This is a genomic window from Sorangium sp. So ce124 (assembly GCF_051525235.1).
GTDB lineage: Bacteria > Myxococcota_A > Polyangia > Polyangiales > Polyangiaceae > Sorangium > Sorangium atrum.
This window is the reverse complement of the sequence record NZ_CP150312.1, coordinates 7,121,797-7,143,009: the sequence shown is the minus strand read 5'-3', so window position 1 is coordinate 7,143,009 and position 21,213 is coordinate 7,121,797. Positions and strand designations below refer to the sequence as shown.

The following is a 21,213-nucleotide window of genomic DNA, read 5'->3' as shown; positions in this document are numbered from 1 at the left end:
AAACGACCACGACCACGACCACGTAAACGATCGGATGTAGGAGAACGCGGCGCGAACTTTGGTTAACGGCTACGGGCCGGGAGGATCAGCCGTCGCGGGGCTCGGCGGGCAGGCCGGCGTTCTTGCGGAGGGTGGCGATCAGGCGGTCCATCGCCTCGCGGTAGGTCTTCTGGGCCGCGGCGATGCGCTCCTCCATCGTCTCGTCGATCTGCTTCGCCTGGGTCGCGGCCGAGTCGAGCATCGCCTTGCTGCGCCCGAGCTCCTCGATGCGCGCCTCCGACGCCTTCTTCTCCTCGTCGGTGCGTTTGCCCGAGGACTGGAATGCTCGCTCCGCCTCGACCGCCTCGTCGATCGACTTCTTGATGGTCTCGATCTCCTCGAGCATCCGGCGGAGCCGGAGCTTGTGCTCGACCATGTCGATGTGGACGACGTAGCTCACGAAGCTCACGGCGTCGGCCTGCTTCTCGAGCGTCGCGGCGTTCTCCTTGCCGAGCGAGGCGCGGTAGCGCTCGATGCGGCGGTGCGCCTCGCTGCGCTCGCGGACGTACTTCTCGAGCTGGCGCTCGACGCCCTCCTCGAGAGCGTGCGCCGTGGCGCCGGTGACGTCGACGTCGCACCCCTTCTGCTTGACGACGTACTGCGCGGCGCCGCTCACCTTGCGGGTGAGGTCCTCCTTGTTGTCGTTGAAGAACGCCACAGCGCCGTCGACGGCGCGCACGCGCTCCACGTAGTCGTAGCTCCGGCCCGCCGCGTCCGCCTGCTCGATGACGTCGAGGACCTGCTTCCAGTCCGGCTTCTTGAGCTGGTCGGGATAGGCCGCGAACTGCTCTGTGGCGCGCTTCGAGAGGTCCTCGCGCTCGCCGAACGACGTGGCCGTCGCCTGGAGCTCGGCCGGGTAGCGCCCCGCATAGCCGCTCTGCGAGGCCGAGGACGCGATCTCGGGCTCCGGCTTGGGGGCGCTGCAGCCGAGCGCGAAGAGCTGGCCGGCCAGGAAGAGCGCCCCGGCGATGAGGTACGGTCGGTTCATGGACGCCGGCCTATAGCCCAACTCCGCCCCGGCCGCGCGCGCTCCGCGCCGACGCCACCTCGGTCAGGGTGACGCGACCCACATCCGCGCAGCCCGGCGCAACCAGGGCGACGCACGCGCGACACCTCGGCACAAGGAGCCCTGTCGCGCGTCTCGTGCGCGTCGCGTTAGGGCGCGGAGAGCGCCGGAATCGCTTCCCTTTCGTACTCGCCCTTGGCATCGTCTCGGGCCCGCTCTGCGCGCTCGGTTTGCGTTCCAGACGGTCGAAGACGGTTGTTCCTTACTCGGCGTTTCACGAGCACCGGCGCCTGTCACGGAGGCGCCGGCCACCTTCGGGAGGGATGTGAAGCATGGGAGCTCTGAAAGACAAGGTCGTCATCGTCACGGGCGCGAGCTCGGGCATCGGCAGGGCGACGGCGGTCGCGCTGGCCGCCGAGGGCGCCAAGGTCGTCGCGAGCGCGCGGCGCGAGGCGCAGGGGCGTGAGCTCGTCGCGGCCGTCAAGGATCGCGGCGGGGAGATCACCTGGGTCACCGCCGACATGCGGGTCGAGGGCGACGTCGAGGCGCTCGTGAAGGCCGCGGTGTCCACCTATGGTCGCCTCGACTGCAGCTTCAACAACGCCGGAGCCGGCTTCTTGGTGCCGCTCGCCGACCTGTCCAACGCCGACTACGACCTGGTCATGGACACGAACCTCCGCGGCGTCTTCTGGTGCATGAAGTACCAGATCAAAGCCATGCTCGCGAGCGGCGGGGGCTCGATCGTCAACTGCGCGTCGGTGGCCACGTCGCGCTTCTTCCCCGGGCTCTCGATCTACGCTGCCTCCAAGGCCGGCCTCGTCGCGCTCACGCGCACCGCCGCGGTCGAGTACGCGCAGAAGGGTATCCGCATCAACGCGGTGAGCCCCGGCGTCGTCGAGTCGGAGATGGCGACGGCCGGCTGGCGCCTCGACGATCCCCAGGGCCGCGCCTTCGCCGCGTCGCTCCACGCCATGAACCGCGTCGGCGAGCCCCACGAGGTAGCCGCGCTCGTCGCCTTCCTCTTCAGCGACAAGGCCTCGTTCATCACCGGCCAGGAGGTCGCCGTCGACGGCGGCCTCCTCTCGGCGGCGTGGCCCGCCAACTACGCAGGCGGAGGCTGAGCCGCGCCGCGGCGGAGCCCGGCCGGAGGCCGCGCGCCTGACCCCGCTGCGCTCGGATCCTTCGGATCCCAGGTTCCCGAGCCTCCGGCGTCCCCATACTGCGACCATGGGTCAGCCTGAAGCGGAGCCGCTCCCCGCGGCGGGTCGTGGTGAGCGCCCGGCGGGCTCCGGCGCGTCGCTCTTGCGCGCGCTCCGCCACCGGAACTACCAGCTCTTCTTCGCCGGCCAGCTCGTCTCGCTGGTCGGCACCTGGATGCAGTCGGTCGCCCAGTCGTGGCTCGTGTACCGGCTGACGGGCTCGTCGCTGCTGCTCGGCACCGTCGGGTTCGCGACGCAGATCCCCGTCTTCCTGCTCGCCCCGATCGGCGGCACCGTGGCCGACCGGCGGAGCCGCCACCGCATCCTGCTCGCCACGCAGTCGGCCGCGATGGCGCTCGCCTTCGGGCTCGGCGCGCTCACGCTGAGCGGGCACATCCAGGTCCCGCACATCCTCGGGTTTAGCGTGCTCCTCGGCGTCGTGAACGCGTTCGACATCCCGACGCGGCAGGCGTTCGTCGTCGAGATGGTGGGCCGGGAGGACCTCGCCAACGCCATCGCGCTCAACTCCTCGATGTTCAACGGCGCGCGCATCATCGGGCCGGCGGTGGCGGGCATCCTGGTCGGCGCGATCGGCGAGGCGTGGTGCTTCGTCGCGAACGGGGTGAGCTTCTTCGCCGTGCTCGCGAGCCTCCTGGCGATGCGCGTACCGCCCCGTCCGGCCGCCGCCCGGCGCGGCTCCGCGTTCTCCCACACGGTCGAGGGCTTCCAGTTCGTCGCGCGCACGAGGGCCATCCGCGCGCTCCTGCTCCTGCTCGGGGTCGTGAGCGTCACCGCGATGCCGTACGCGGTGCTGATGCCGATCTTCGCCGATCGGATCCTGCGCGGTGGGGCGCAGGGGCTCGGCATCCTGATGGGCGCGTCGGGCATCGGGGCGCTGCTCGGCGCGCTCGTCCTCGCCGGCCGGAGGCGGCTCCGGGGCCTCGGCCGCTGGGTCGCCGCGGCCTGCGCGGGGTTCGGGGTGGCGCTCGGGCTGTTCGCGCTGTCGCGGTCGTTCTGGCTCTCGGCGCTCCTGCTCGTGCCCGTCGGCTTCTCGATGATGGTGCAGATGGCGGGGTCGAACACGCTCGTGCAGGCGATGGTGCCGGACGCGCTCCGCGGGCGCGTCATGGCGGTCTACGCGATGATGTTCATGGGGATGGCCCCGCTCGGCGCGCTGCTCGCCGGCTGGCTCGCGGGCAAGATCGGCGCGCCAGCGACCGTCGCCTCGGGCGGCGCGTGCTGCGTCGTCGCGGCGGCGGTGTTCGCCGCGAGGCTCCCCAAGCTGCGGCGGCAGGCGCGGGAGCTGATCATCGCCCAGCAGATGGCCGCCGGGACGCCGCCGGAGCAGCTCACCCAGCCGGTCGCGGTGGAGGCAGCCCCGGAGGAGCAGGGCGCGGCGCGGCCGGCGTGAGCGGGCGGGGCCGGCGCGCTCCGGCACCTCGCATGCACGCGGCGGGTCGAGGCGGGCGTGTGTGCGGTGGACGCACTGCGCGCCGGGCGAGGGAGGGGATCATGGGGCAAAAGGCCAAGCAGCGGTCCGAGGTGCAGGCGCAGGAGAACGGGCGTATCGACGAGGTCGATCAATCGAAGGGGATCTTCCGGCTCGACGGGCCGCACCCCAAGGACGCCGAGCTCCGCGCGCCGGGCTCGCTCGGCGGCGGGCCGTACGATGAATCGGGTCGCGGCGGTCCCGCGGGCTCGCTCGAGCTGCGGGAGACCAGCGCCGAGGCCACGGGCGCGGGCGCGGCGTCCCCGTCCGAGGAGGAGCCGCCGCCAGAGAGCGGCGCGACCGAACAGGCGCAGCCGAAAGGCGCGTTGCCCCAGCACGAGGAGCCGAGCGCGAAGGACCTCAAGGCCGCCGGGCAGGGATAGCGGGGCGCTGTGCCACGGCGGCGCTCGCGCCGGCGCGAGGTGTCTCGCCGCGCCGGCGGCGATAGCGCGCGCCCCGCGCGCTCACCGCGAGGCGACGGCGCTCGCCACGCCGAGAGCGACGTATTTGCCGACGGTGCCGGCCACGCCCATCGTGTCTCGGAGGCCCTTCATCAGCCGGCCGGGCAAGACCAGGTCGTCGAGCAGGAAGCCGCCGAGCGCCGACAGCGCGCCCGTGAGCGCGCCGCTGCGCTGCCCCGCCGCGTCGAGCGCCTTCTCGTAGCCGATGCCCCACACGAGCAGGCCCCCGGCGAGCGCCGCGATCCCTGCGGGCGTGGCGACCGGGTCGAACCGGCGCTTCGGGCGGCGACCCCCGAGGCCGACCATCGCCGCCATGGCGTTCATGGCGGCCCAGGGCGATCCGCGCTTGAGGGTGGACGCTGCCATCATCGTGCACATCGTCGCTGCCGTCAGCACGGCGCCGGTCCGCAGCCCGCGCGTGACGATCTCGCTCGTCCGGCTCGCCCGCTGAGGGCGCTGGGCCGCTGCGCGAGGCGTCGCCCAGGGAGACTGGGGCATCGCCGCGGGCGGCAGCCCCGTCGCCTCGGGCGGCAGCGCCGTCGGTTCGGGCGGCGAGGCGATCGGCGCGGCGGCCACCGACGCGGATTCGGGCGGCGGGGACGTCGCCTGGACAGGTGAAGTGACCCCCTCGGCAGGCGGGACCAGCGCCTCGGGCTGATCCGGCTCCGCGCCCTCCCGGCGGCCGACGTGGAGGTAATCCTCGCGGCCGTCATGGTACGTGTAGGGGACCGGCCTGGGACCCTGGTGTTCCGGCTCGGCCGTTCCGGCGGCGCGTTCCGGGTTCATTCGATTGTCCATCTGGCACCTTTCAGCGATTTCTGCGGATACGTGGGCTCCTCTCCTCAAGCATGTGCCAACTCCGTGCCAGGTCCGAGCTGGCCAGTCCATGGAGTCGGGCGCCGTCGGTTCGTGGCCGGCCAAGGCGCCGCGGTCCGGCGTGGCGAACCGGTCGCCCCGCCGGCCCGCGCGATCCGTCCTGCGCCGCCCGACGGCTGTGGTTTGCCGCTCGCATGGGGGCGCGCTCAGGAGGATTTCATGAGCACAGCCCGCCCGTTCGAGATCACGACCGCCACGAGGACCTCACGCGCCGTGAAGACGGCGGGGGTGATCTTCGGTATGGGCGCAGGAGGCCTGATCGACGGCATCCTGTTCCATCAGATCCTGCAGTGGCATCATCTGATCTGCTTCAGCTGCCATCCAGGCGCGACCATCGACGATGTGAGGCGGAACATCTTCGCCGACGGCCTGTTCGGCGTTGTCGCATTGAGCCTCACCGTGGCAGGCGTCATCAAGCTCTGGAGCGCCATGCGCGCGGGCGGAGCCGCGCTCCCCGGACGGATGCTCCCGGGCGCCGCCGCCATGGGCTGGGGGCTGTTCAACCTGGTCGAGGGGGTGATCGACCATCACCTCCTGCAGATCCACCATGTCCGTCCAGGTCCGGGGCAGCTCGGCTGGGACCTGGCCTTCCTCACGTCCGGCGTCCTGCTCGTGCTGGGCGGCCGGCGCCTGACGCGCGAGGCGCGCCCGTCAGTGGCCGCGCCGGCTCGGACCTGACTCGTCGCGCCAGGCCAGCTGGACCAGGCGGTGCAGCAGCGACAGCGAGGGCGCGTGAGGGCCCGCCTCGAGCGACGGAAACGCGCTTGTCAGCTGGGCCACGGCGAACGGCGTTCTCCTGGCGATGAGTAGCTCGCAGCGGCCGCTGAACGCCGCGGGGTTCTGGGGCGAAGCGGGGGTGTCCAGCGAGAGCCCCTCCGGGAGCTCTGCGACGGCCCGCCTCAGGTCGTCGAGCTCCTCGGGCGTGAGGCGCCTCCCGTGCGGCGCTTCTGCGCCGTCGCCGTCCGCGCGCAGCAGCGCGTGCCCGCTGGCCTGCGAGCGGAACGGGCCGTCCGAGGAGGGGGACAGCGAGAGCTCGACCTTGACCCAGCGGCGCCCTCCGCCGGCCGGCGCGATGCCCTCGAGGACGAGCAGCCAGTCGGGGGCCGCGGGCCGGCGCGCCAGCGCGCGCCTGGCCCAGCGACGCTGCGCTGCCGGCCCGACCCACGGCGAGAGCCCGGCGTGCCAGGCGCGGAACGCGAGCTCATCGCGGTACGCCGCGCCCGGCAGCCACCCCCTGGCCACCCCGATCGACTCCCAGACCGCGAGCCCCGCCGCGAGCGCCGGGCCCACGCTGATGCACTGGACCAGCCCCGGAATGCACGCGCCGGCCGCCGCGAGCACGGCGCCTCCGGCCGCCGCCGAGGCAGCCAGCTGGACCGCGCCGAGCCCGAGCTCCCACGGCTTGCAGCCCCGGCACCGCTGCCGCAGCTCGGAGGTGCTCAGCTCGCTCGGGTCGCGCACGTCGCAGGCCGCTCTGGTCATATCCCTCGTCGCCGCCCGGCGCCGGACCGGAGGCGAGCTCTGCCAGCATACCGCGGATCCGGCGGCGCGAGCGTCCAATCCGCGTCGCTGCCTGGCGAGCGTTCGTTCAGTCCGCGTCGCCGCCTGGCGAGCGTTCGTTCAGTCCGCGTCGCCGCCTGGCGAGCGTTCAGTCCGCGTCGCCGCCTGGCGACGCGATGGCGCCGACCTTCGCCCTGGTCGCGCGCAGATAATCGCCGGGAGCGACGAGGATCTGCGTGCCGCGCACGCCGGCCGAGATGGAGACGACCTCGAAGAGCTCGATCGTCTCGTCCGCATAGACGGGATAGGCCTTCTTCGCGCCGAGCGCCGTGACCCCGCCGCGCACGTAACCGGTGAGCGGCTGGACCTCCTTCAGCGGCACCGTGTCGACCTTCCGGTCGCCGGTGAGCCTGGCCATCGCCTTGAGATCGAGCTGGGCGTTGCCGGGCACCACCGCGAAGCAGACGCCGTGGCGATCGCCGCGCGCCACCAGCGTCTTCCACACCTGCTCCGGCGGCAGGCCGATCTTCCTGGCCACGGTGCCCGCGGTCAGGTCGCTCGGGTCGACCTCGTAGGTGCGCAGCTCGTACGGGATGCCGAGGCTGTCGAGGATGCGCGCGGCGTTGGTCTTCATGGGGATGGGCCGGGCCCAACCTATACGCGCCGGCTGCGCCGATGACGACCGTGAAGAAGCGCCCCGAGGCCGGCCGAACCGCTTCGTCCGCCGCGCGGGCGTTGCGAGGGCGCGCGGCGCCGGCTCAGCGCGGGCGCCGGTCGTGGAAGAGGAGCATCTCGATGGTGCCGGCCTCGCGGAGCCAGGGCTGGTCGTGCGGGCCCGGCAGGACGCGGAGGGTGTGGGGGATGGACCGCTTCGCGAGCTGCGAGGCGAGGGCGGTGTTCGCGTCGCGGAACGGGTCTCCCTCGCTGGTGAGCAGGTGGAGATCGCGCGGCCCGGCCGCGGCGACGGCCCTGGCGAGCCGGTCGGCATAGGAAGCGGCGCGGTGGGCGGTGATGGCGGACTGCACGCCGCCGAGGGCGCCGAAGAGCTCGGGCCTGCGGAGGAACACCTCGACGCCGACGTAGCCGCCGAGGGAGCAGCCGTCGAGCGAGGTGCGGGCCGCGTCGTCGAACGCCGGCGCCTCGGCGCGGGCGCGGGGCAGGACCACCTCGGCGAGCCAGCGCGCGTAGCCGTCGAGCGCCGCGGAGGGGTTCGGGGCCTTGTGGACGTTGGGCGTGAAGGGGCACGCGATGGCCAGGCCGCGGAACGGCCGCGCCGCGAGCGCGGCGTTCACCTCGGCGAGCCGCGCGTCGGTCCAGTCCATGCGGCGCGAGGTGCGCTCGAGCGGCGGGCGGCGCAGCCGCTCGTAGGCCGACCCGAGGCCGTACCGCGAGAGCCACGCGAAGGCGCCGAGGCGCTCGTCGCCGGTCTCGCCGAGGCCGTGGAGGAGCACGAGCAGCGGCACGCGCTCGCCCGGGGCGAGGTGCTTCGGGACGAGCAGCGTGAACCGCCGGCCGAGGGCGCGCTCGCCGGGGACCTGGAGGTCGCGGACGTCGAAGGCGGGCGGGGAAGCGGCGGGGGTCGGCGAGGGCGGCGCGGCGCCGGCGCGGTCGGCGAGGGCGGCGCGCGGGGCGAGCGCTGCGGCGCAGAGGGCCAGGAACGGGCGCCGGTGGAGGACCATGCGCGGAGTGTCGCAGCTCGGCGGCCGTCAGCCAGCCCGCGCTCGCGCTCGCGCTCCGCGTCGCGGCCCGCGGCGCGCGGCGTCTACGAGCGCCGTCCGGGAGCGGCGCTGCGCGGGCGGTGGCCTTTCGGGATCTGACGTCAGGTCATCGAGCCCCAGAGTTCCTGGGAAGACGCTCTTCCAACGCACGTCCAAAACACCGAAGCACCGGAGTCGCCCCCTTCGTTGCCCGCGGCTTGACTCGGCTTTGTGCGGTCGTAGGCTCCCTGCGACGGTGTCGCGCCGCTGCGCGCTGTTCCGGGTGGATCGCGGCGGCGCGCGGATGGATCCGTATCGTGCTCGACAGAGCCGATCAGGGAAAACGAGCTATCGACATATTCTGACATGCGGTGTTGGCGACCGCGGGCGTCGCCGGGGCTTGTCGAAGGGGGGACGGTCATGTGGATCCAGATGGGGGCGATCGCGCTCGCGGCGGTCGCGGCGGTCGGCTGCGCGCACGCGAAGGGCGGCCGGGGCGCGGGCGATGTCGTGTACCTCGACCAGGGATGGGGCGAAGCGGAGCGCCGGATCTTCTACCGTGCCTCCCAGGGCGCCAGGCTGGTCCCGCTCGGGTGGTTCCTTGCGCTCGAGCGGGAAGACGGCGCCGAGCGGTTCGCCGCGAGCGACTATGTGGCGCGCTATCGCTTCATCGAAGATCCGGACGCGAAGAACAACCCGGAGCGCCTCCCCGTGGGGTTCGCCAGGGACGTCGATCCCGCGACGGGCGAGGTGTACGTCGGGTTCACTTGCGGGACCTGCCACACCCGCCAGATCTCCTATCGTGGCGCGAGGATCCGGATTGACGGCGGCCCCGCGGCGATCGACGTGGTCGCCTTCACCGATGCGCTCTTCGGCGCGCTCGACCGTACGCTGAAGACGCCGGAGAAGCTGGATCGCTTCGCCAGGGAGGTCCTCAAGGACCGTTACGGTGAGGACTCCACGCGCGCCTTGCGAGCGCAGATGGAGAAGATGGTGGAGGCGGCCCGGCTGCAAGCGTTCACCGGGGGCGCGGCGGGGCCCCACGCCGCCGTTGCAGGGTTTGGCAGGCTGGACGCGCTCGGGCGCGCCGGCAACCTGCTGTTCGGTCAGCTCAATCCGGAGAACCTCCGCGCGGTCGACGCGCCCGTCGACTATCCCCACCTCTGGGATGCGCCGAGCTATGACTGGGTCCAATGGAACGGATCCATCATGCAGCCGATGGGGCGCAACATCGGGGAGGCCCTGGGGGTCGGCACGCACACGCGGCTCGACCCCGCGCCACAAGGGGCGGGGATGCACCTCCAGTCGAGCATCCGGGTGGACAACCTGCACCTGATCGAGCAGCAGGTCGAGAAGCTCCGCGCGCCGCGCTGGCCGGAGCACCTGCTCGGCAGCATCGACCGCGAGCGGGCGGCGCGCGGCGAGCGTCTTTACCGCGCGCACTGCGCGAGCTGCCACGACCCGGGGCTGACTCCCCCGGATGAGCACGGCAAGCGCTTCCGGGTAGCGACGATGTCCCCGCTCGAGCTGATCGGCACCGATCCGACCCACGCCGTGAATTTCAACGAGCGCACGGCGGATCTCGGGGCGCTCGGGCTCGGGAAGATGGGGATGGCGCAGGCGCTGGAGCTCGGAACGTCGGCGATCCGCGAGTTGAAGTACGACGAGTACGGCCTGTCGTCGGAGCAACGGCTCGCGTGGGACGGGTATCGCCCGAACCGGTGGCGCGCGCCGCGCGCGTACAAGGCGCGCGAGCTCAACGGGATCTGGGCGACGGCGCCGTACCTGCACAATGGCTCTGTCCCGAGCCTGTACGAGCTCCTCCTGCCGGCGGACCAGCGTTCGAAGAGGTTCTATCTCGGCAGTACGGAGTTCGACCCGAAGCACGTCGGCCTCCAGGTGAAGCCCTTCCAGGGAGGGTTCGAGCTCGTGACGGACATCCCCGGCAACTCGAATGCCGGGCACGAATACCGCGACGGGCCGCGCGGAAACGGCGTCATCGGGCCCACGCTGACCGAGCAGGAGCGCTGGGATCTGGTCGAGTACCTGAAGACGCTGTGACGGGCGCGCCTGGCGAGGCGCGCCGAGCGACGGCGGCGCGGGGGGAGCGCCGCCTGCTGGCCTGCCGGAGGGGGCTCGACGGTCGCCGCGGAGGAGGTCCAGGGCTGCCAGGTGCTGACAGGAAATGCCCGAGGCGTGCGCGGCGGGGTGGACGCGCCGGGCGCGCAGCGAGTACACCGAGGCGCCCATGGACACGACGCACGACGCGACGGACGCGACGGACGACGAGGTCGGGCAGACGCGCCCGATCCGCCCTGAAGATCAGGACCCGAAGCTGTGGAAGGGGAACGGGTGGACGGCGCGGGTCATCAAGAACGAGGACGACGACGGGTGGGCGGTCGAGATGACGTGCGACGGCCAGAGCGAGCCCGCGCTGGTGGGGCCGTGGACGATGGGGCGCGACAAGAAGAACCCGAAGCCGCTCGACGCGAGCGCCTTCGCCACCCTGGTGAAGACGGCGAACGAGGTCCTTTCGCGGCACGCCCAGCAACGCCGGGCGCAACTGCACCGGAGCGTGACGACGGTGGTCGAGGGCGGCGCCCGGATGCGGGTGGACCTCGACATCGTGCCCGACGAGGACGATCCGCACGCCATCCTCACGGGGCGAGACGCGGCAGGAGAGACCGTGAGGCGGTCGAGGGTGCCCCCGGACTTCAAGCTCACCGCCGAGAGCGCGCGGACGTGGCTCGAAGAGGGCGTTCCCGAGCCGTGACGGACCGCAGCCGGCCGTGGGTCCGGTGATCTGGCGATGAGCCAGGCCGAGCTCCGCCCGTTCCAGCTCAGGGGCGGGCGCCGGCTCCGCCGCAAGGAGCCGCAGCGCAGCGGGGTCCAGGCTCAGCCCGGGTGGATCGGCGTCCAGGCCGGCGGGTCGCTCGCCGGGAACGACTCGTCCGACGCCTCGTCCACCGGCTCCCACGCCTCGCGCTGCGAGCGCGCCCCGCCGCGATCGAGCGGCGTCTGCGGGCTCCGCTCGTTGCGCATCTTCGCCCTCGTCGCCTCGGGTCCGGCCGCGGCGCCTTCAGGTGCTTCCGGCTGTCGCTCCGTCGCCTTCTCCTCGCTCGTTCCCATGCGTCACATCCTCCGGCGCTCCCGTGCCCGACACGACAGGTGGAGCCGGCGAGGCGTGCCGCAAGGGGACCCCGCGCCGGATCGAGACAGCCTTCGCTCGCTCCTCCTCGCTCAGCGCTCCGGCTGAGCCTCGACGAACCGCTCGAACACGGCCTTGCGCAGCAGCTTCGGCGGCAGGATCCCCTGGGCGAGCACGAAATCGTGAAATCGCTGCGCATCGAAGCGAGGGCCCATCATGGACTCGACCTCTGCCCGGAGCTCCATCAGCCGGGTGAACCCGTAGAAATACGACGTCGCCTGTCCCGGCGCGCGGAACGTGTAGCGCTCCACCTCGGACTGAGCGAACGGCGCCGACAGCACCACTTCCTGCTCCAGGAAGGCGCGCGCGGCCGCAGGCGTGATCTTGCCGGCCTGGAGCTCCGGGTCCAGGAAGGCGCGCGCGGCCCGCAGCAGGCGGTATTGCAGCGAGACGAGCTGACCGTCGGGCGGCATGAACGGGAACACGAGGGCCTCGGAGTACAGCCCCCAGCCCTCGACGTTGGCGCTGTTCATCGCGAACACCGCCCGGGCGATCGAGACGCCGCGCTCGACGAGCGAGGCGAACTGGAGCTCGTGTCCGGGGCGCACCTCGTGGGCGGTGAGCGTCCACGACGCCGCTGCGTGGGTGAAGTCGTCGACCTTCTGCAGCTCGTCCGCGGCGCCGGGGGGGCCCGGGAGGCTGAGCGGCAACACGAACTCCCCCTCTTCCCCCTGGTTGCCGATCAGCCGCGGCGGCCGCATGTGGGGCGCCGGCGACTCGGCGCTCTCGGCGGCGGTGCCGAGCCGGATGCGCGCAGGCCGGTCGGGCAGCGTGACGAGGCGCTCTTTCCTGATGATGTCCTCTATCTGCGCGAGCCGCGCCTCGTAGTGCGGCAAGATGGCCTCGCCCACCAGCTGCTCTTTCTTCAGGGCGCGGAGCACGTCGCGGTAGTCCGCGCCTGGCAGCTTGCGTTCCCTGGCGACCGATACCGAGAGCTCTTGCATCTGCGCCGTCAGATCCTCGAAGGCGGCGTGGGCCAGGGATGCGAGCTCGGCGGGCGGCAGGTCGACGCCGTGCGACTCGAGCGCGAACGCATAGATCGGCCGCGGCAGCGCGAAGTCGGTCCGCGCCCGGGGGAGCACGTCGTCGCGCAGCGCCGCGTCGTACGCCTCGAGCTGGCGATCCAGCGCCGCGAGCGGCTCGTCATGGCCGCTGATGCCGTATTTCCTGAAGAGCTCGCCGATGCCCTCGCGGACGCGGGCGTTCGTGGCGAGGTGCCGCTCGATCTCCATCCTGGGCGGGGCGAGCAATCCGGGCTTCTCGAGGTCCTGGAGGAGCCTGGACATGGCCTGCTCGGCGATCGGCACGTAGCCCGCCTCCATGCCGGCATAGCGCCGGAGGCGCGTGCGGGCCGCAGCCCGCCGCGCCGGCGGCACCCGGTCGTCCAGCAGGTTCGAGATGCCCTCGAACACGAGCCCCGTGACGTTCACGTAGGTGACGCTGTGCTTCTCCTCGAGCTCCGAGCTGCGAACGGCCCGGCCCGCGGCGTCCAGCATGATCTGCAGATCCTCGGCGACCGCCGGGTCCTTCTCGGTCTCTCGTCGTCTCTGGAGCTCCACGATGGCCGCGCGGTAGGCCGCGCGTTTCTGCGCCTCGACCCCGGGCGAGAGGTCCGAGATCTCCCGGTCCGCGCGCTCGAGCCCAAGGTAGCCGGCGCGCTCCGGCGAGAACCGGACGAGCACGTCGAGGAGGACCTTCGCGTGCTCGTTGCTGCGCTCGACCCAGGCCGGGAGCCGCTGGGCCGTTGCAGGTGCCGAGCGCGCGGCGGGCGCCGTGCTCGCGGTCGCCGAGGGCGCCGGCGAGGGCAGGGGAGCCGGCGCGGCCGCGTGAGGCGGGGCGCTGCGGGCGCAGGAAGCGGCGAGCAGGGGAACGAGGAGGAAGGTGCGGAGCGCGCGCAGGTCCATGCCGCACACCTTGTGACGGCGGCGCCGCGCGCCAACCGCAGCGCGGTGCAAACCGAGGCGCGCGCCGCGCTCGGCGGCACCCCACCAGCGCCTCGCGCGACGCCTGGAGGTTCTCTATCGAGCAGCTCAGCTGTGCTCGAGCGGAAGCCCCGCCTTGACCCAACCGCTCGTGCCGCCATCCAGGTTGTAGAGCTGGTTGAACCCGAGCCGCTCGGCGAGCTTCGCCGCCGTCAGGCTGCGGGCGCCCTTCGCGCACACGAACACCACCCGATCGCGCGGCAGGGCCCGCTGCGGATCCGCTCTCAGTTGATCGAGGGGCACCAGCCGCGCGTGCGGCACGTGTCCGACCGACCACTCGCGTGGCTCGCGTACATCCACAACGTCCACCTCCCCGCTCTTGATCAGCTCGTCCGCGTCCCTGGGCGATATCGTCTGGATCATGCGTCCATTATAACGGACGCGTACGACAGTGGCAACCCGAGGGACACAAGTTCGCCGTCGAGACGAAATCCTTCGAAATCCCGTGTGTTCAGCCTAATTTGGAGATCCAACCCAGGGATTGGGCGGCGAAATCGGTCGGAAGGGAGCCCGGCGGTGTCCGTCTCAACGGACAGCCGCCGGGCGTCACGTCAGCGAGACCTGCCGATCTGGATCCGATGCAGCGCGTCAACCAGCGCGTCGATGTCCTCGCAAGTGTTGTAGGGGGCGAGCGACGCGCGCACGGTGCTCTCCAGGCCGAAGCGGCGCAGGATGGGCTGGGCGCAGTGGTGGCCCGAGCGCACCGCGATGCCCTCCCGGTCGAGCGCCCCGCCCACGTCCTCGGTGCGCTGCCCATCGAGGACGAAGGAGAGCACGCCCGCCTTGTCGGCCGCAGCGCCGATGAGCCGCAGCCCGGGGACGGTCGCGAGGGCGTGCGTCGCGTAGTGGAGCAGCTCGTGCTCGTAGCGGCCGATGTTCTCGATCCCGATCCGCGTCACGTAGTCGAGCGCGGCGCCGAGGCCGACCGCGTCCGCTATGTTGCCGGTGCCGGCCTCGAAGCGCGCGGGCGGCGGATGGTAGATCGTCCGCTCGAAGGTGACGTCCGCGATCATGTTGCCGCCGCCCTGCCAGGGCGGCATCGCGTCGAGCACCTCGCTCTTGCCGAAGACGGCGCCGATGCCCGTGGGACCGAACACCTTGTGGCCCGAGAACACGTAGAAGTCGCAGTCGAGGAGCTGCACGTCCGCGCGCATGTGGGACACCGCTTGCGCGCCGTCCACGACCACGCGCGCGCCGTGCCGGTGCGCCATCGCCACCATCTCGCGGGCGGGCGTGATGGTGCCGAGCGCGTTCGACACCTGCGTGATCGAGACGATGCGCGTCCGCGGGCCGAGCAGCTTCTCGTACTCCTCGAGGATCACCTGGCCCCTGTCGTCCACGGGAGCGACACGGAGCCTGGCGCCCTTCTCGGAGCAGAGCTGCTGCCACGGCACGATGTTGGCGTGGTGCTCGAGCCACGTGATGACGATCTCGTCGCCCGGGCCCACGTTCCTCCGGCCCCAGCTCTGGGCGATCAGGTTGATCCCCTCGGTGGTGCCGCGCACGAACACGATCTCGCGCGTGGACGGGGCGTTGATGAAGCGGCGCGTCGCCTCGCGCGCCGCCTCGTACGCGTCCGTCGCGCGGGCCGCGAGCGCGTGCGCCGCGCGGTGGATGTTCGAGTTCTCGTGCTCGTAGAAGTACGAGAGACGATCGATGACGGCCCTGGGCTTCTGGGTCGTCGCCGCGTTGTCGAGCCAGACGAGGCGCTTGTTGTGGACCCGCTCCTCGAGGATGGGGAAGTCCCGGCGGATCGCGTGGGGGTCCAGGATGCCGGCGGAGCGGCTGAGGTCGCGGACCAGCGCCGGATCCACAGCGCGGATCTCGTGGGCTTCGACCTGGGGAGGGCCGACGGGCGACTCGATGCCCAGCGCGGGCGCGCCGGGCACGAAGTAGGCGTCGGCGTCGCGGTCCGCGAGATCGCCCAGCACCGGGATGCGGAGGACCTCGTCGGCCGCTCCCAGGCTCAGCGGATCGGAGCCCACGAGCGGGACGCGGACGAACCCGGCGCGCACCGCCGAGTCCGGCAGCGACACCTCGCCGGGGAAGGCGGGCGTCGCGCCGGAATAAGCGGGGACCGAGCCGGGAGCGGGCGGCGCCGCGCCGGAAGAGGCGGGGGCTGACCCGGGATAGACCGGGGCCGCCGCCGCGGAGGGCCCAGCGGCAGCCGACGGCGTCGCGCCAGACGCCTGCACGGGCGGGGCGGGCGACAGCGACGGCGCGACACCCGACGGCGTCGCGCCAGGCGCCTGCACGGGCGGGGCGGGCGACAGCGACGGCGAGACACCGGGCAGCGACACCTCGCCGGGGGAGGCGGGCGCGGCGCCAGAAGAAGCGAGGACCGAGCCGGCACCCGGCAGCGCCGCGCCGGAGTAGGCGGGGGCCGAGCCGGAGTAGGCCGGGACCGAGCTGGAATAGGCGGGGGCCGACCCGGGATAGACCGGGGCCGCCGCCGCGGACGGCCCCGGAACAGGTGACGGCGTCGCGCCAGCCGCCGCCAGGTGCGGGACGGGTGACTGCGACGGCGCCGCGCCGGGCAGCGGCGCAGCCGGCGGCGCCGGCGGAGCCGCTGGCGCCGCCGCCGCCCCCTGCTTGAACGGCGCGCCGAGCATCTCGTTGGCGAGCTGCGCGATCACCGCGGCCAGGGAGGCGGGGTCGAAGCCAGGGATCTCCGGTGCCGACGCGGGCGCGACGCCCGGCGCCGAGAGCGGCACGTTCAACGGCGCGATCCCAGAGCTCCCCACGACGCGAGTCACCTGCGGCAGAGCACCCTGGAGATCCGCTGTCTGGATCTCACTTGTACTCATAGTAGCTGTCCACCTGAACGCCCTCGAGCACGCCGAGCGCATCTTCGGTCAGAACCGCCGCCGAGCAGTAGAGGGACGCGAGGTACGAGGCAGCCCCGAGCTGGTTGATGCCCATGAAGCGGATCGACAGGCTCGGGCTCACCTCGCCCTGGATCCCCGGCTGGAACAGGCCCACGACACCGCGCTTCTTCTCGCCGGTGCGGACCAGCAGGATATCGGTCTTGTTGCCCGCGAGGTGCAGCTTGTCGGTGGGGATGAGCGGCAGGCCGCGCCACGTGAGGAACGGCGAGCCAAACAGGGTCACCGTGGGCGGCGGAACGCCGCGCTTCGTGCATTCGCGACCGAACGCCGCGATGGCGCGCGGGTGCGCCAGGAAAAAGGCGGGCTCCTTCCACACGCGCGCGATCAGCTCGTCGAGATCGTCCGGCGTGGGGCCAGCGCCGCGCGGCTTGACCCGCATGCTCTCATGCACGCTGTTGAGCAGGCCGTAATTGCCGTTGTTGATCAGCTCGTCCTCTTGCTTCTCCTTGAGCTTCTCGACGAGGACGGTGAGCTGCTCCTTCACCTGATCCATGGGGCTGCGGAACAGGTCGGAGATCCGGGTGTGCACCTGGATCGTCGTGGTCACCGTGTTGAGCACGAACTCACGCGGCTGCTCTTCATAGTGGATGCGCGCCGTGGGCAGCTCGGCGGCGTCCTCCGGGCTGCAATCGACCGCGAAATCGGTATCGGTGACCCGGTTGAGGCGGTACACGCCTGCTTCGACGGGCGTCCAGGGGAGCAGCTGCACGAGCCAACGCGGGGTGGCACCGGCCCACTGGGGCGGAGTCTTGCTCGTGTTGGCGTGTTGCCTTGCGGCGCGCTCGCCAAGCAAATGGCTTTCGTGGTTCGTCATGGCAGGGCTCTTCCTCGATCTCTGGCGTGTGGGGGGATTATCTCCGCCAAAGCTGGCCCATTACTACAATTTCTACTCGGGTTGGCGCAATGGCGCTCATGATGCCCAGGACGCTTTCCTCCTGTAAAGCAGATGTGGTTTCCACCATGCTGGACTCCTTTAAAACGGATGGTTTTCCATGATCGTGGAGTAAAGCCGCGCGCGCCGTGGTGGATGGTGACGCGGGCGGACCTCAGCTGAGCTCAAGGCCCAAGAGGGTTGCGGCTGCGTTGCCGCATCGTGGCGGCGGCGTTGCGGTGTTGAGGACAGAAGCCAGGCGATGGAGTGACAGCCTCGAGCCACCGGCGCGCCACGACCCCGGAGACCGCATCGGCGGGGCACAAAGTGCTTGGCGGATTCTGTCCGTTATGTTAGATGAACATCCGCTGGTAATCAAGCGCGGCGTTCGCTGCCCGCTCGACGTCCTCGGACCTCGAGGACGCGGAGGCATGCCGTCGCACCCCAGAGGGCCCATGTCGAACGTCACACGCGGCTGGTTCGAAGACAACGCAGAATCCATCGGCCGCACGCCGCTCGTGCGCCTCCGTCGCGTCGTCGAGGGCGCGGGCGCGCTCGTGCTCGCGAAGATCGAGGGACGCAACCCGGCGTATTCCGTGAAGTGCCGCCTCGGCGCGGCGCTCGTGTGGGACGCCGAGAAGCGGGGGCTCCTCGGTCCGGGCAAGGAGATCGTCGAGCCGACGAGCGGCAACACGGGCATCGCGCTGGCCTTCGTCGCGGCGGCGCGCGGCTATCCGCTCACGCTGACCATGCCCGAGACGATGAGCATCGAGCGCCGCAAGCTCCTCGTGGGTTATGGCGCGAAGCTGGTGCTCACCGAGGGGTCGAGGGGGATGAGCGGCGCCATCGCGAAGGCGGAGGAGATCGTCGCGTCGAACCCGAGCCGGTACGTGCTCCTGCAGCAGTTCAAGAACCCGGCGAACGCCGCGATCCACGAGCGGACGACGGGCCCGGAGATCTGGGACGACACGGCCGGGAAGGTCGACATCCTCGTGTCCGGCGTGGGGACCGGCGGCACGATCACGGGGGTCTCGCGCTTCATCAAGCACCAGAAGGGCAAGGCGATCACCTCCGTCGCGGTCGAGCCCACGCACAGCCCGGTGCTCACGCAGACGCGCGCCGGGGAGCCGCTCAGGCCGGGGCCGCACAAGATCCAGGGGATCGGCGCGGGCTTCGTGCCCGACGTGCTCGATCTGTCGATCGTCGATCAGATCGAGCAGGTGACCAACGAGGAGGCGATCGCCTACGCGCGGCGGCTGACGCGCGAGGAGGGCATCCTCTCGGGGATCTCGTCCGGCGCGGCGGTGGCGGTCGCGGCGCGGATCGCGAAGCGCAAGGAGAATGAGGGCAAGACGATCGTGGTCATCCTCCCCGACTCGGGCGAGCGCTACCTGAGCACGGCCCTCTTCGAGGGGCTCTTCGACGAGAAGGGGCTCGCGACATGAGCGAGGCCGATCACGGGGTTTTCCGCGCGCCCGCCGCGCCCGCCGTGTCCGGCGCGTCCTGGGCGCTCGGCTCGGTGGTCGCGGAGCTGCGCGCCGCCGGCCGGGGGATCGACAGCGCGCGCCAGAAACTCGGGCGGCAGGCGCTGCCGTCGCGCGAGGTGCTCGTCGGCATCGCGCGCGATCTGCGCGCGGTGTTCTTCCCGGCGCACTTCGGGCCCGCCGATCTCACCGAGGAGGGGACCGACTACTTCGTCGGGCACACGCTCGACGCGGCCCTGCTCGCGCTCCACGAGCAGGTCCGGAGGGGCCTTGGCTTCCCGAGGGAGCTCGACGCCCGCGAGGCCGCCCGCCGCGAGGGCCGCGCGGCCGAGATCGTGCGCGACTTCGCGAAGGGCCTCCCCGCGGTGCAGGAGCTGCTCGAGACCGACGTGCGCGCGGCGTTCGAGGGGGATCCGGCGGCGACGAGCATCGACGAGGCGGTGTTCTGCTATCCGGGCATCACCGCGATCATGCACCACCGGATCGCGCACCTGCTCTACACGCTCGGCGTGCCGCTCATCCCGCGGATCCTCTCGGAGATCGCGCACGCCGACACCGGCATCGACATCCACCCAGGCGCCGAGATCGGGGCGAGCTTCTTCATCGATCACGGGACGGGCGTCGTCATCGGGGAGACGTGCCGTATCGGCGAGCGCGTGCGCCTGTACCAGGGCGTCACCCTCGGCGCGAAGAGCTTCCCGCGCGACGCGAGCGGGAACCCCATCAAGGGGATCGACCGCCACCCCATCGTCGAGGACCACGTGGTGGTGTACGCCGGCGCGACGATCCTCGGGCGCATCACCATCGGCCGCGGATCGAGCATCGGCGGCAACGTGTGGCTCACGCGCAGCGTCCCGGCGAACAGCCGTATCAGCCAGGCCCAGGTGCGGAGCGACGTCTTCGAGGACGGCGGCGGCATCTGAGAGGTCCGAGCGCGTCATCACGGCGCGCTCGGCACGGGCGAGATCCGGCTCGTCCCCGGCGTCGACGCGGTGTATGAGCGCCGGGCGTCCGCCGAGGTCGCCCCGCGATGATCCCCCGCCGCCGCCTGCACCGCGCCGTCTTCGCGCTGGCTGCCCTCTACAACGCTTGCTGGGGGCTCTATGCCGCCGTCGACCCGCAATGGCTCTTCCGCTTCGCGGGCATGGAACCCCTCAATCACCCGCCGATCTTCGCCTGTCTGGGGATGGTCGTCGGGGTGTACGCCCTCCTCTACGCGGAGGTCGCTCGCGCGCCCGAGCGCGGCTTCCTCCTTGCGGGCGTCGGTCTGCTCGGCAAGGTGCTCGGGCCGATCGGCCTCGCGGCGCTGCTCGCCACCGGGCAGTGGCCGCCTCGGTCCGCCGTGCTCTGCTTGACGAACGATCTCGTCTGGTGGATCCCCTTCGGCCTGTACCTCCACGACGCGTGGCCGTTCTTCGTGCGGCAGTGGAGGGATGCGCCGGGGCCCCGTAGCTCTTCGGAGGGCTGACCTGCGGAGCGAGCCGGGCGAGATCCCGGATCCATCTCGCGGAGCCCGGGGTAGAATCGTGGTGAGCTGGCCGTGGCGCCCGTCAGCGAGCGAGCGTCCGCGGAAGCGGGCGCGCCCAGGCGCAGCCAGCGCGCAAGGAACGAAGGATGGCAGAGAGAGACAGGCAATCGACCCCCGCGGCGGCGGAGCCGTGGGGAAACGGGCGCGGTTACGGTCCGATCTCGCCGCGGCACCCGCTCGGCGGCGAGATGACGGACGTCGTGCGCGGCATCTTCGCGCGCCTCCGGCTCCCGTGGCTCCTCCAGCGCTACTCCAAGATACCGGTGCTCGCGGTCTTCAGCTGCGTGAACGGGTTCGTGAGCATCGGCCTGATGGCAGCCCTCGCCGTGGTGACGAAGTCGCCCTTCGTCTTTCCGTCGCTCGGGCCAACGGCCTTCTTGTTCTTTTACACTCCAACGGCGGCGTCGGCCGCGCCGCGCACCACCATCCTCGGGCACAGCATCGGCATCGCGGTCGCGTACATGAGCCTGCTCATCACCGGGCTCACGCACGCAGGTCCGGCGACCGCGACCGGCGTGACCCTCGCGCGCGCCATCGCCGCGGCGCTCTCGCTGGGGCTCACGGCCGGCCTCATGGTGCTCGCCCGCGCGCCACACCCTCCCGCGGGCGCGACGACCCTCATCGTCTCGCTGGGCATCCTGTCCCGGCCTCCGATGCTCCTCGTGCTCCTCGGCGGGGTCGTCCTGCTCACGCTCCAGGCCATCGTCATCAATCGCCTCGCCGGCGTCGACTACCCGCTGTGGGCCCCGCGGCAGGCGCGCCCGGAGCAGGATCCGCCGCCTCCTCCTTGATCCAAGGACCTCCCGTCGCCGGGCGGCCGAGGACGGGCGACTCGCGTCGTCGCTCCATGCCATCAGGGCACCTCGCCGCGCGTCGCGCCGCGCCTGTCCGCGGTGTCACGGTCGCGGCGTGACATGTCACGGTCGCCCATCGGAGATGCGGTTGGGCTCCGCGCTCCACTGCGTCGGACGAATGGGCCCGATTC

The 21,213-nt window shown here is 71.9% G+C and carries 20 protein-coding genes; 10 read left to right on the top strand and 10 right to left on the bottom strand.

The features are described 5' to 3' along the window. Nucleotides 1–85: 85 nt before the first annotated feature. Entirely contained in the window at nt 86–1,027 is a 942-nt protein-coding gene (locus WMF19_RS26660; RefSeq protein ID WP_437892936.1) for a hypothetical protein, read from the bottom strand. A gap of 350 nt (nt 1,028–1,377) precedes the next feature. Here WMF19_RS26660 and WMF19_RS26655 point away from each other — a divergent pair, with 350 nt between their 5' ends. The 3 genes from WMF19_RS26655 to WMF19_RS26645 all read left to right on the top strand — a co-directional run bounded on the left by WMF19_RS26655 (nt 1,378) and on the right by WMF19_RS26645 (nt 4,116). After that, complete coding sequence (locus WMF19_RS26655; RefSeq protein WP_437892935.1) at nt 1,378–2,166, top strand: SDR family NAD(P)-dependent oxidoreductase; 789 nt, start codon at nt 1,378–1,380, stop codon at nt 2,164–2,166. A 106-nt stretch (nt 2,167–2,272) separates the two neighbouring features. After that, on the top strand, nt 2,273–3,655 hold the full coding sequence (locus WMF19_RS26650) for an MFS transporter (protein ID WP_437892934.1): 1,383 nt from the start codon (nt 2,273–2,275) through the stop codon (nt 3,653–3,655). Nucleotides 3,656–3,756: 101 nt separating this feature from the next. Beyond that, entirely contained in the window at nt 3,757–4,116 is a 360-nt protein-coding gene (locus WMF19_RS26645; protein WP_437892933.1) for a hypothetical protein, read from the top strand. A gap of 81 nt (nt 4,117–4,197) precedes the next feature. On the opposite strand, the gene WMF19_RS26640 is transcribed toward WMF19_RS26645, so the two are convergent. After that, nucleotides 4,198–4,980: a hypothetical protein gene (locus WMF19_RS26640; RefSeq protein ID WP_437892932.1), complete on the bottom strand. Its 783-nt coding sequence runs from the start codon at nt 4,978–4,980 to the stop codon at nt 4,198–4,200. Nucleotides 4,981–5,229: 249 nt separating this feature from the next. On the opposite strand from WMF19_RS26640, the gene WMF19_RS26635 reads away from it, so the two are divergent. Further along, nucleotides 5,230–5,748, top strand: coding sequence for a DUF2243 domain-containing protein (locus WMF19_RS26635; RefSeq protein WP_437892931.1), 519 nt, complete (start codon nt 5,230–5,232; stop codon nt 5,746–5,748). Here WMF19_RS26635 and WMF19_RS26630 read toward each other — a convergent pair. From WMF19_RS26630 to WMF19_RS26620, 3 genes are all read right to left on the bottom strand, one after another. Further along, entirely contained in the window at nt 5,722–6,552 is an 831-nt protein-coding gene (locus WMF19_RS26630) for a hypothetical protein (protein WP_437322700.1), read from the bottom strand. The two genes, WMF19_RS26635 and WMF19_RS26630, sit on opposite strands and share 27 nt — an antisense overlap. Before the next feature lie 166 nt (nt 6,553–6,718). After that, entirely contained in the window at nt 6,719–7,204 is a 486-nt protein-coding gene (ybaK, locus tag WMF19_RS26625; RefSeq protein WP_437322699.1) for a Cys-tRNA(Pro) deacylase, read from the bottom strand. A 124-nt stretch (nt 7,205–7,328) separates the two neighbouring features. Continuing rightward, the gene (locus WMF19_RS26620) at nt 7,329–8,249 is read right to left on the bottom strand and encodes an alpha/beta hydrolase (protein ID WP_437892930.1); all 921 of its coding nucleotides are present in this window, start codon (nt 8,247–8,249) and stop codon (nt 7,329–7,331) included. 438 nt (nt 8,250–8,687) lie between these two features. On the opposite strand from WMF19_RS26620, the gene WMF19_RS26615 reads away from it, so the two are divergent. Both WMF19_RS26615 and WMF19_RS26610 read left to right on the top strand, forming a co-directional pair. Further along, nucleotides 8,688–10,328 (top strand): di-heme-cytochrome C peroxidase, encoded by a 1,641-nt coding sequence (locus WMF19_RS26615; RefSeq protein ID WP_437892929.1) that lies wholly within the window; start codon nt 8,688–8,690, stop codon nt 10,326–10,328. Nucleotides 10,329–10,452: 124 nt separating this feature from the next. Further along, entirely contained in the window at nt 10,453–11,040 is a 588-nt protein-coding gene (locus tag WMF19_RS26610; RefSeq protein ID WP_437322696.1) for a hypothetical protein, read from the top strand. Nucleotides 11,041–11,162: 122 nt separating this feature from the next. Here WMF19_RS26610 and WMF19_RS26605 read toward each other — a convergent pair whose 3' ends face one another. The 5 genes from WMF19_RS26605 to WMF19_RS26585 form a co-directional block, all read right to left on the bottom strand. Continuing rightward, nucleotides 11,163–11,396, bottom strand: coding sequence for a hypothetical protein (locus tag WMF19_RS26605; protein WP_437892928.1), 234 nt, complete (start codon nt 11,394–11,396; stop codon nt 11,163–11,165). Between the two features lie 111 nt (nt 11,397–11,507). Then, nucleotides 11,508–13,379, bottom strand: a complete 1,872-nt coding sequence (locus WMF19_RS26600; RefSeq protein WP_437892927.1) for a DUF885 domain-containing protein — start codon at nt 13,377–13,379, stop codon at nt 11,508–11,510. A 126-nt stretch (nt 13,380–13,505) separates the two neighbouring features. Next, entirely contained in the window at nt 13,506–13,820 is a 315-nt protein-coding gene (locus WMF19_RS26595; protein ID WP_272093559.1) for a rhodanese-like domain-containing protein, read from the bottom strand. A gap of 188 nt (nt 13,821–14,008) precedes the next feature. After that, nucleotides 14,009–16,264, bottom strand: a complete 2,256-nt coding sequence (locus WMF19_RS26590; protein WP_437892926.1) for a family 2A encapsulin nanocompartment cargo protein cysteine desulfurase — start codon at nt 16,262–16,264, stop codon at nt 14,009–14,011. Next, the gene (locus tag WMF19_RS26585) at nt 16,251–17,159 is read right to left on the bottom strand and encodes a family 2A encapsulin nanocompartment shell protein (protein ID WP_272093557.1); all 909 of its coding nucleotides are present in this window, start codon (nt 17,157–17,159) and stop codon (nt 16,251–16,253) included. The genes WMF19_RS26590 and WMF19_RS26585 overlap by 14 nt, the downstream gene beginning before the upstream one ends. 512 nt (nt 17,160–17,671) lie before the next feature. Here WMF19_RS26585 and cysK point away from each other — a divergent pair. The 4 genes from cysK (at nt 17,672) to WMF19_RS26565 (ending at nt 21,019) form a co-directional block, all read left to right on the top strand. Beyond that, on the top strand, nt 17,672–18,661 hold the full coding sequence (gene cysK / locus WMF19_RS26580; RefSeq protein WP_437892925.1) for a cysteine synthase A: 990 nt from the start codon (nt 17,672–17,674) through the stop codon (nt 18,659–18,661). Continuing rightward, entirely contained in the window at nt 18,658–19,623 is a 966-nt protein-coding gene (gene epsC / locus WMF19_RS26575; RefSeq protein WP_437892924.1) for a serine O-acetyltransferase EpsC, read from the top strand. The genes cysK and epsC overlap by 4 nt, the downstream gene beginning before the upstream one ends. Nucleotides 19,624–19,730: 107 nt before the next feature. Continuing rightward, nucleotides 19,731–20,168, top strand: a complete 438-nt coding sequence (locus WMF19_RS26570) for a hypothetical protein (RefSeq protein ID WP_437892923.1) — start codon at nt 19,731–19,733, stop codon at nt 20,166–20,168. Nucleotides 20,169–20,314: 146 nt separating this feature from the next. After that, on the top strand, nt 20,315–21,019 hold the full coding sequence (locus WMF19_RS26565) for an HPP family protein (protein ID WP_437892922.1): 705 nt from the start codon (nt 20,315–20,317) through the stop codon (nt 21,017–21,019). Nucleotides 21,020–21,213: the final 194 nt, after the last annotated feature.

Excerpts from the sequence above, each read along its gene's own strand:
- WMF19_RS26660 (WP_437892936.1), bottom strand. The coding sequence starts at position 1,027 with ATGAACCGACCGTACCTCATCGCCGGGGCGCTCTTCCTGGCCGGCCAG.
- WMF19_RS26655 (WP_437892935.1), top strand. The coding sequence starts at position 1,378 with ATGGGAGCTCTGAAAGACAAGGTCGTCATCGTCACGGGCGCGAGCTCG.
- WMF19_RS26650 (WP_437892934.1), top strand. The coding sequence starts at position 2,273 with ATGGGTCAGCCTGAAGCGGAGCCGCTCCCCGCGGCGGGTCGTGGTGAG.
- WMF19_RS26645 (WP_437892933.1), top strand. The coding sequence starts at position 3,757 with ATGGGGCAAAAGGCCAAGCAGCGGTCCGAGGTGCAGGCGCAGGAGAAC.
- WMF19_RS26640 (WP_437892932.1), bottom strand. The coding sequence starts at position 4,980 with ATGAACCCGGAACGCGCCGCCGGAACGGCCGAGCCGGAACACCAGGGT.
- WMF19_RS26635 (WP_437892931.1), top strand. The coding sequence starts at position 5,230 with ATGAGCACAGCCCGCCCGTTCGAGATCACGACCGCCACGAGGACCTCA.
- WMF19_RS26630 (WP_437322700.1), bottom strand. The coding sequence starts at position 6,552 with ATGACCAGAGCGGCCTGCGACGTGCGCGACCCGAGCGAGCTGAGCACC.
- ybaK (WP_437322699.1), bottom strand. The coding sequence starts at position 7,204 with ATGAAGACCAACGCCGCGCGCATCCTCGACAGCCTCGGCATCCCGTAC.
- WMF19_RS26620 (WP_437892930.1), bottom strand. The coding sequence starts at position 8,249 with ATGGTCCTCCACCGGCGCCCGTTCCTGGCCCTCTGCGCCGCAGCGCTC.
- WMF19_RS26615 (WP_437892929.1), top strand. The coding sequence starts at position 8,688 with ATGTGGATCCAGATGGGGGCGATCGCGCTCGCGGCGGTCGCGGCGGTC.
- WMF19_RS26610 (WP_437322696.1), top strand. The coding sequence starts at position 10,453 with ATGCCCGAGGCGTGCGCGGCGGGGTGGACGCGCCGGGCGCGCAGCGAG.
- WMF19_RS26605 (WP_437892928.1), bottom strand. The coding sequence starts at position 11,396 with ATGGGAACGAGCGAGGAGAAGGCGACGGAGCGACAGCCGGAAGCACCT.
- WMF19_RS26600 (WP_437892927.1), bottom strand. The coding sequence starts at position 13,379 with ATGGACCTGCGCGCGCTCCGCACCTTCCTCCTCGTTCCCCTGCTCGCC.
- WMF19_RS26595 (WP_272093559.1), bottom strand. The coding sequence starts at position 13,820 with ATGATCCAGACGATATCGCCCAGGGACGCGGACGAGCTGATCAAGAGC.
- WMF19_RS26590 (WP_437892926.1), bottom strand. The coding sequence starts at position 16,264 with ATGAGTACAAGTGAGATCCAGACAGCGGATCTCCAGGGTGCTCTGCCG.
- WMF19_RS26585 (WP_272093557.1), bottom strand. The coding sequence starts at position 17,159 with ATGACGAACCACGAAAGCCATTTGCTTGGCGAGCGCGCCGCAAGGCAA.
- cysK (WP_437892925.1), top strand. The coding sequence starts at position 17,672 with ATGTCGAACGTCACACGCGGCTGGTTCGAAGACAACGCAGAATCCATC.
- epsC (WP_437892924.1), top strand. The coding sequence starts at position 18,658 with ATGAGCGAGGCCGATCACGGGGTTTTCCGCGCGCCCGCCGCGCCCGCC.
- WMF19_RS26570 (WP_437892923.1), top strand. The coding sequence starts at position 19,731 with ATGATCCCCCGCCGCCGCCTGCACCGCGCCGTCTTCGCGCTGGCTGCC.
- WMF19_RS26565 (WP_437892922.1), top strand. The coding sequence starts at position 20,315 with ATGGCAGAGAGAGACAGGCAATCGACCCCCGCGGCGGCGGAGCCGTGG.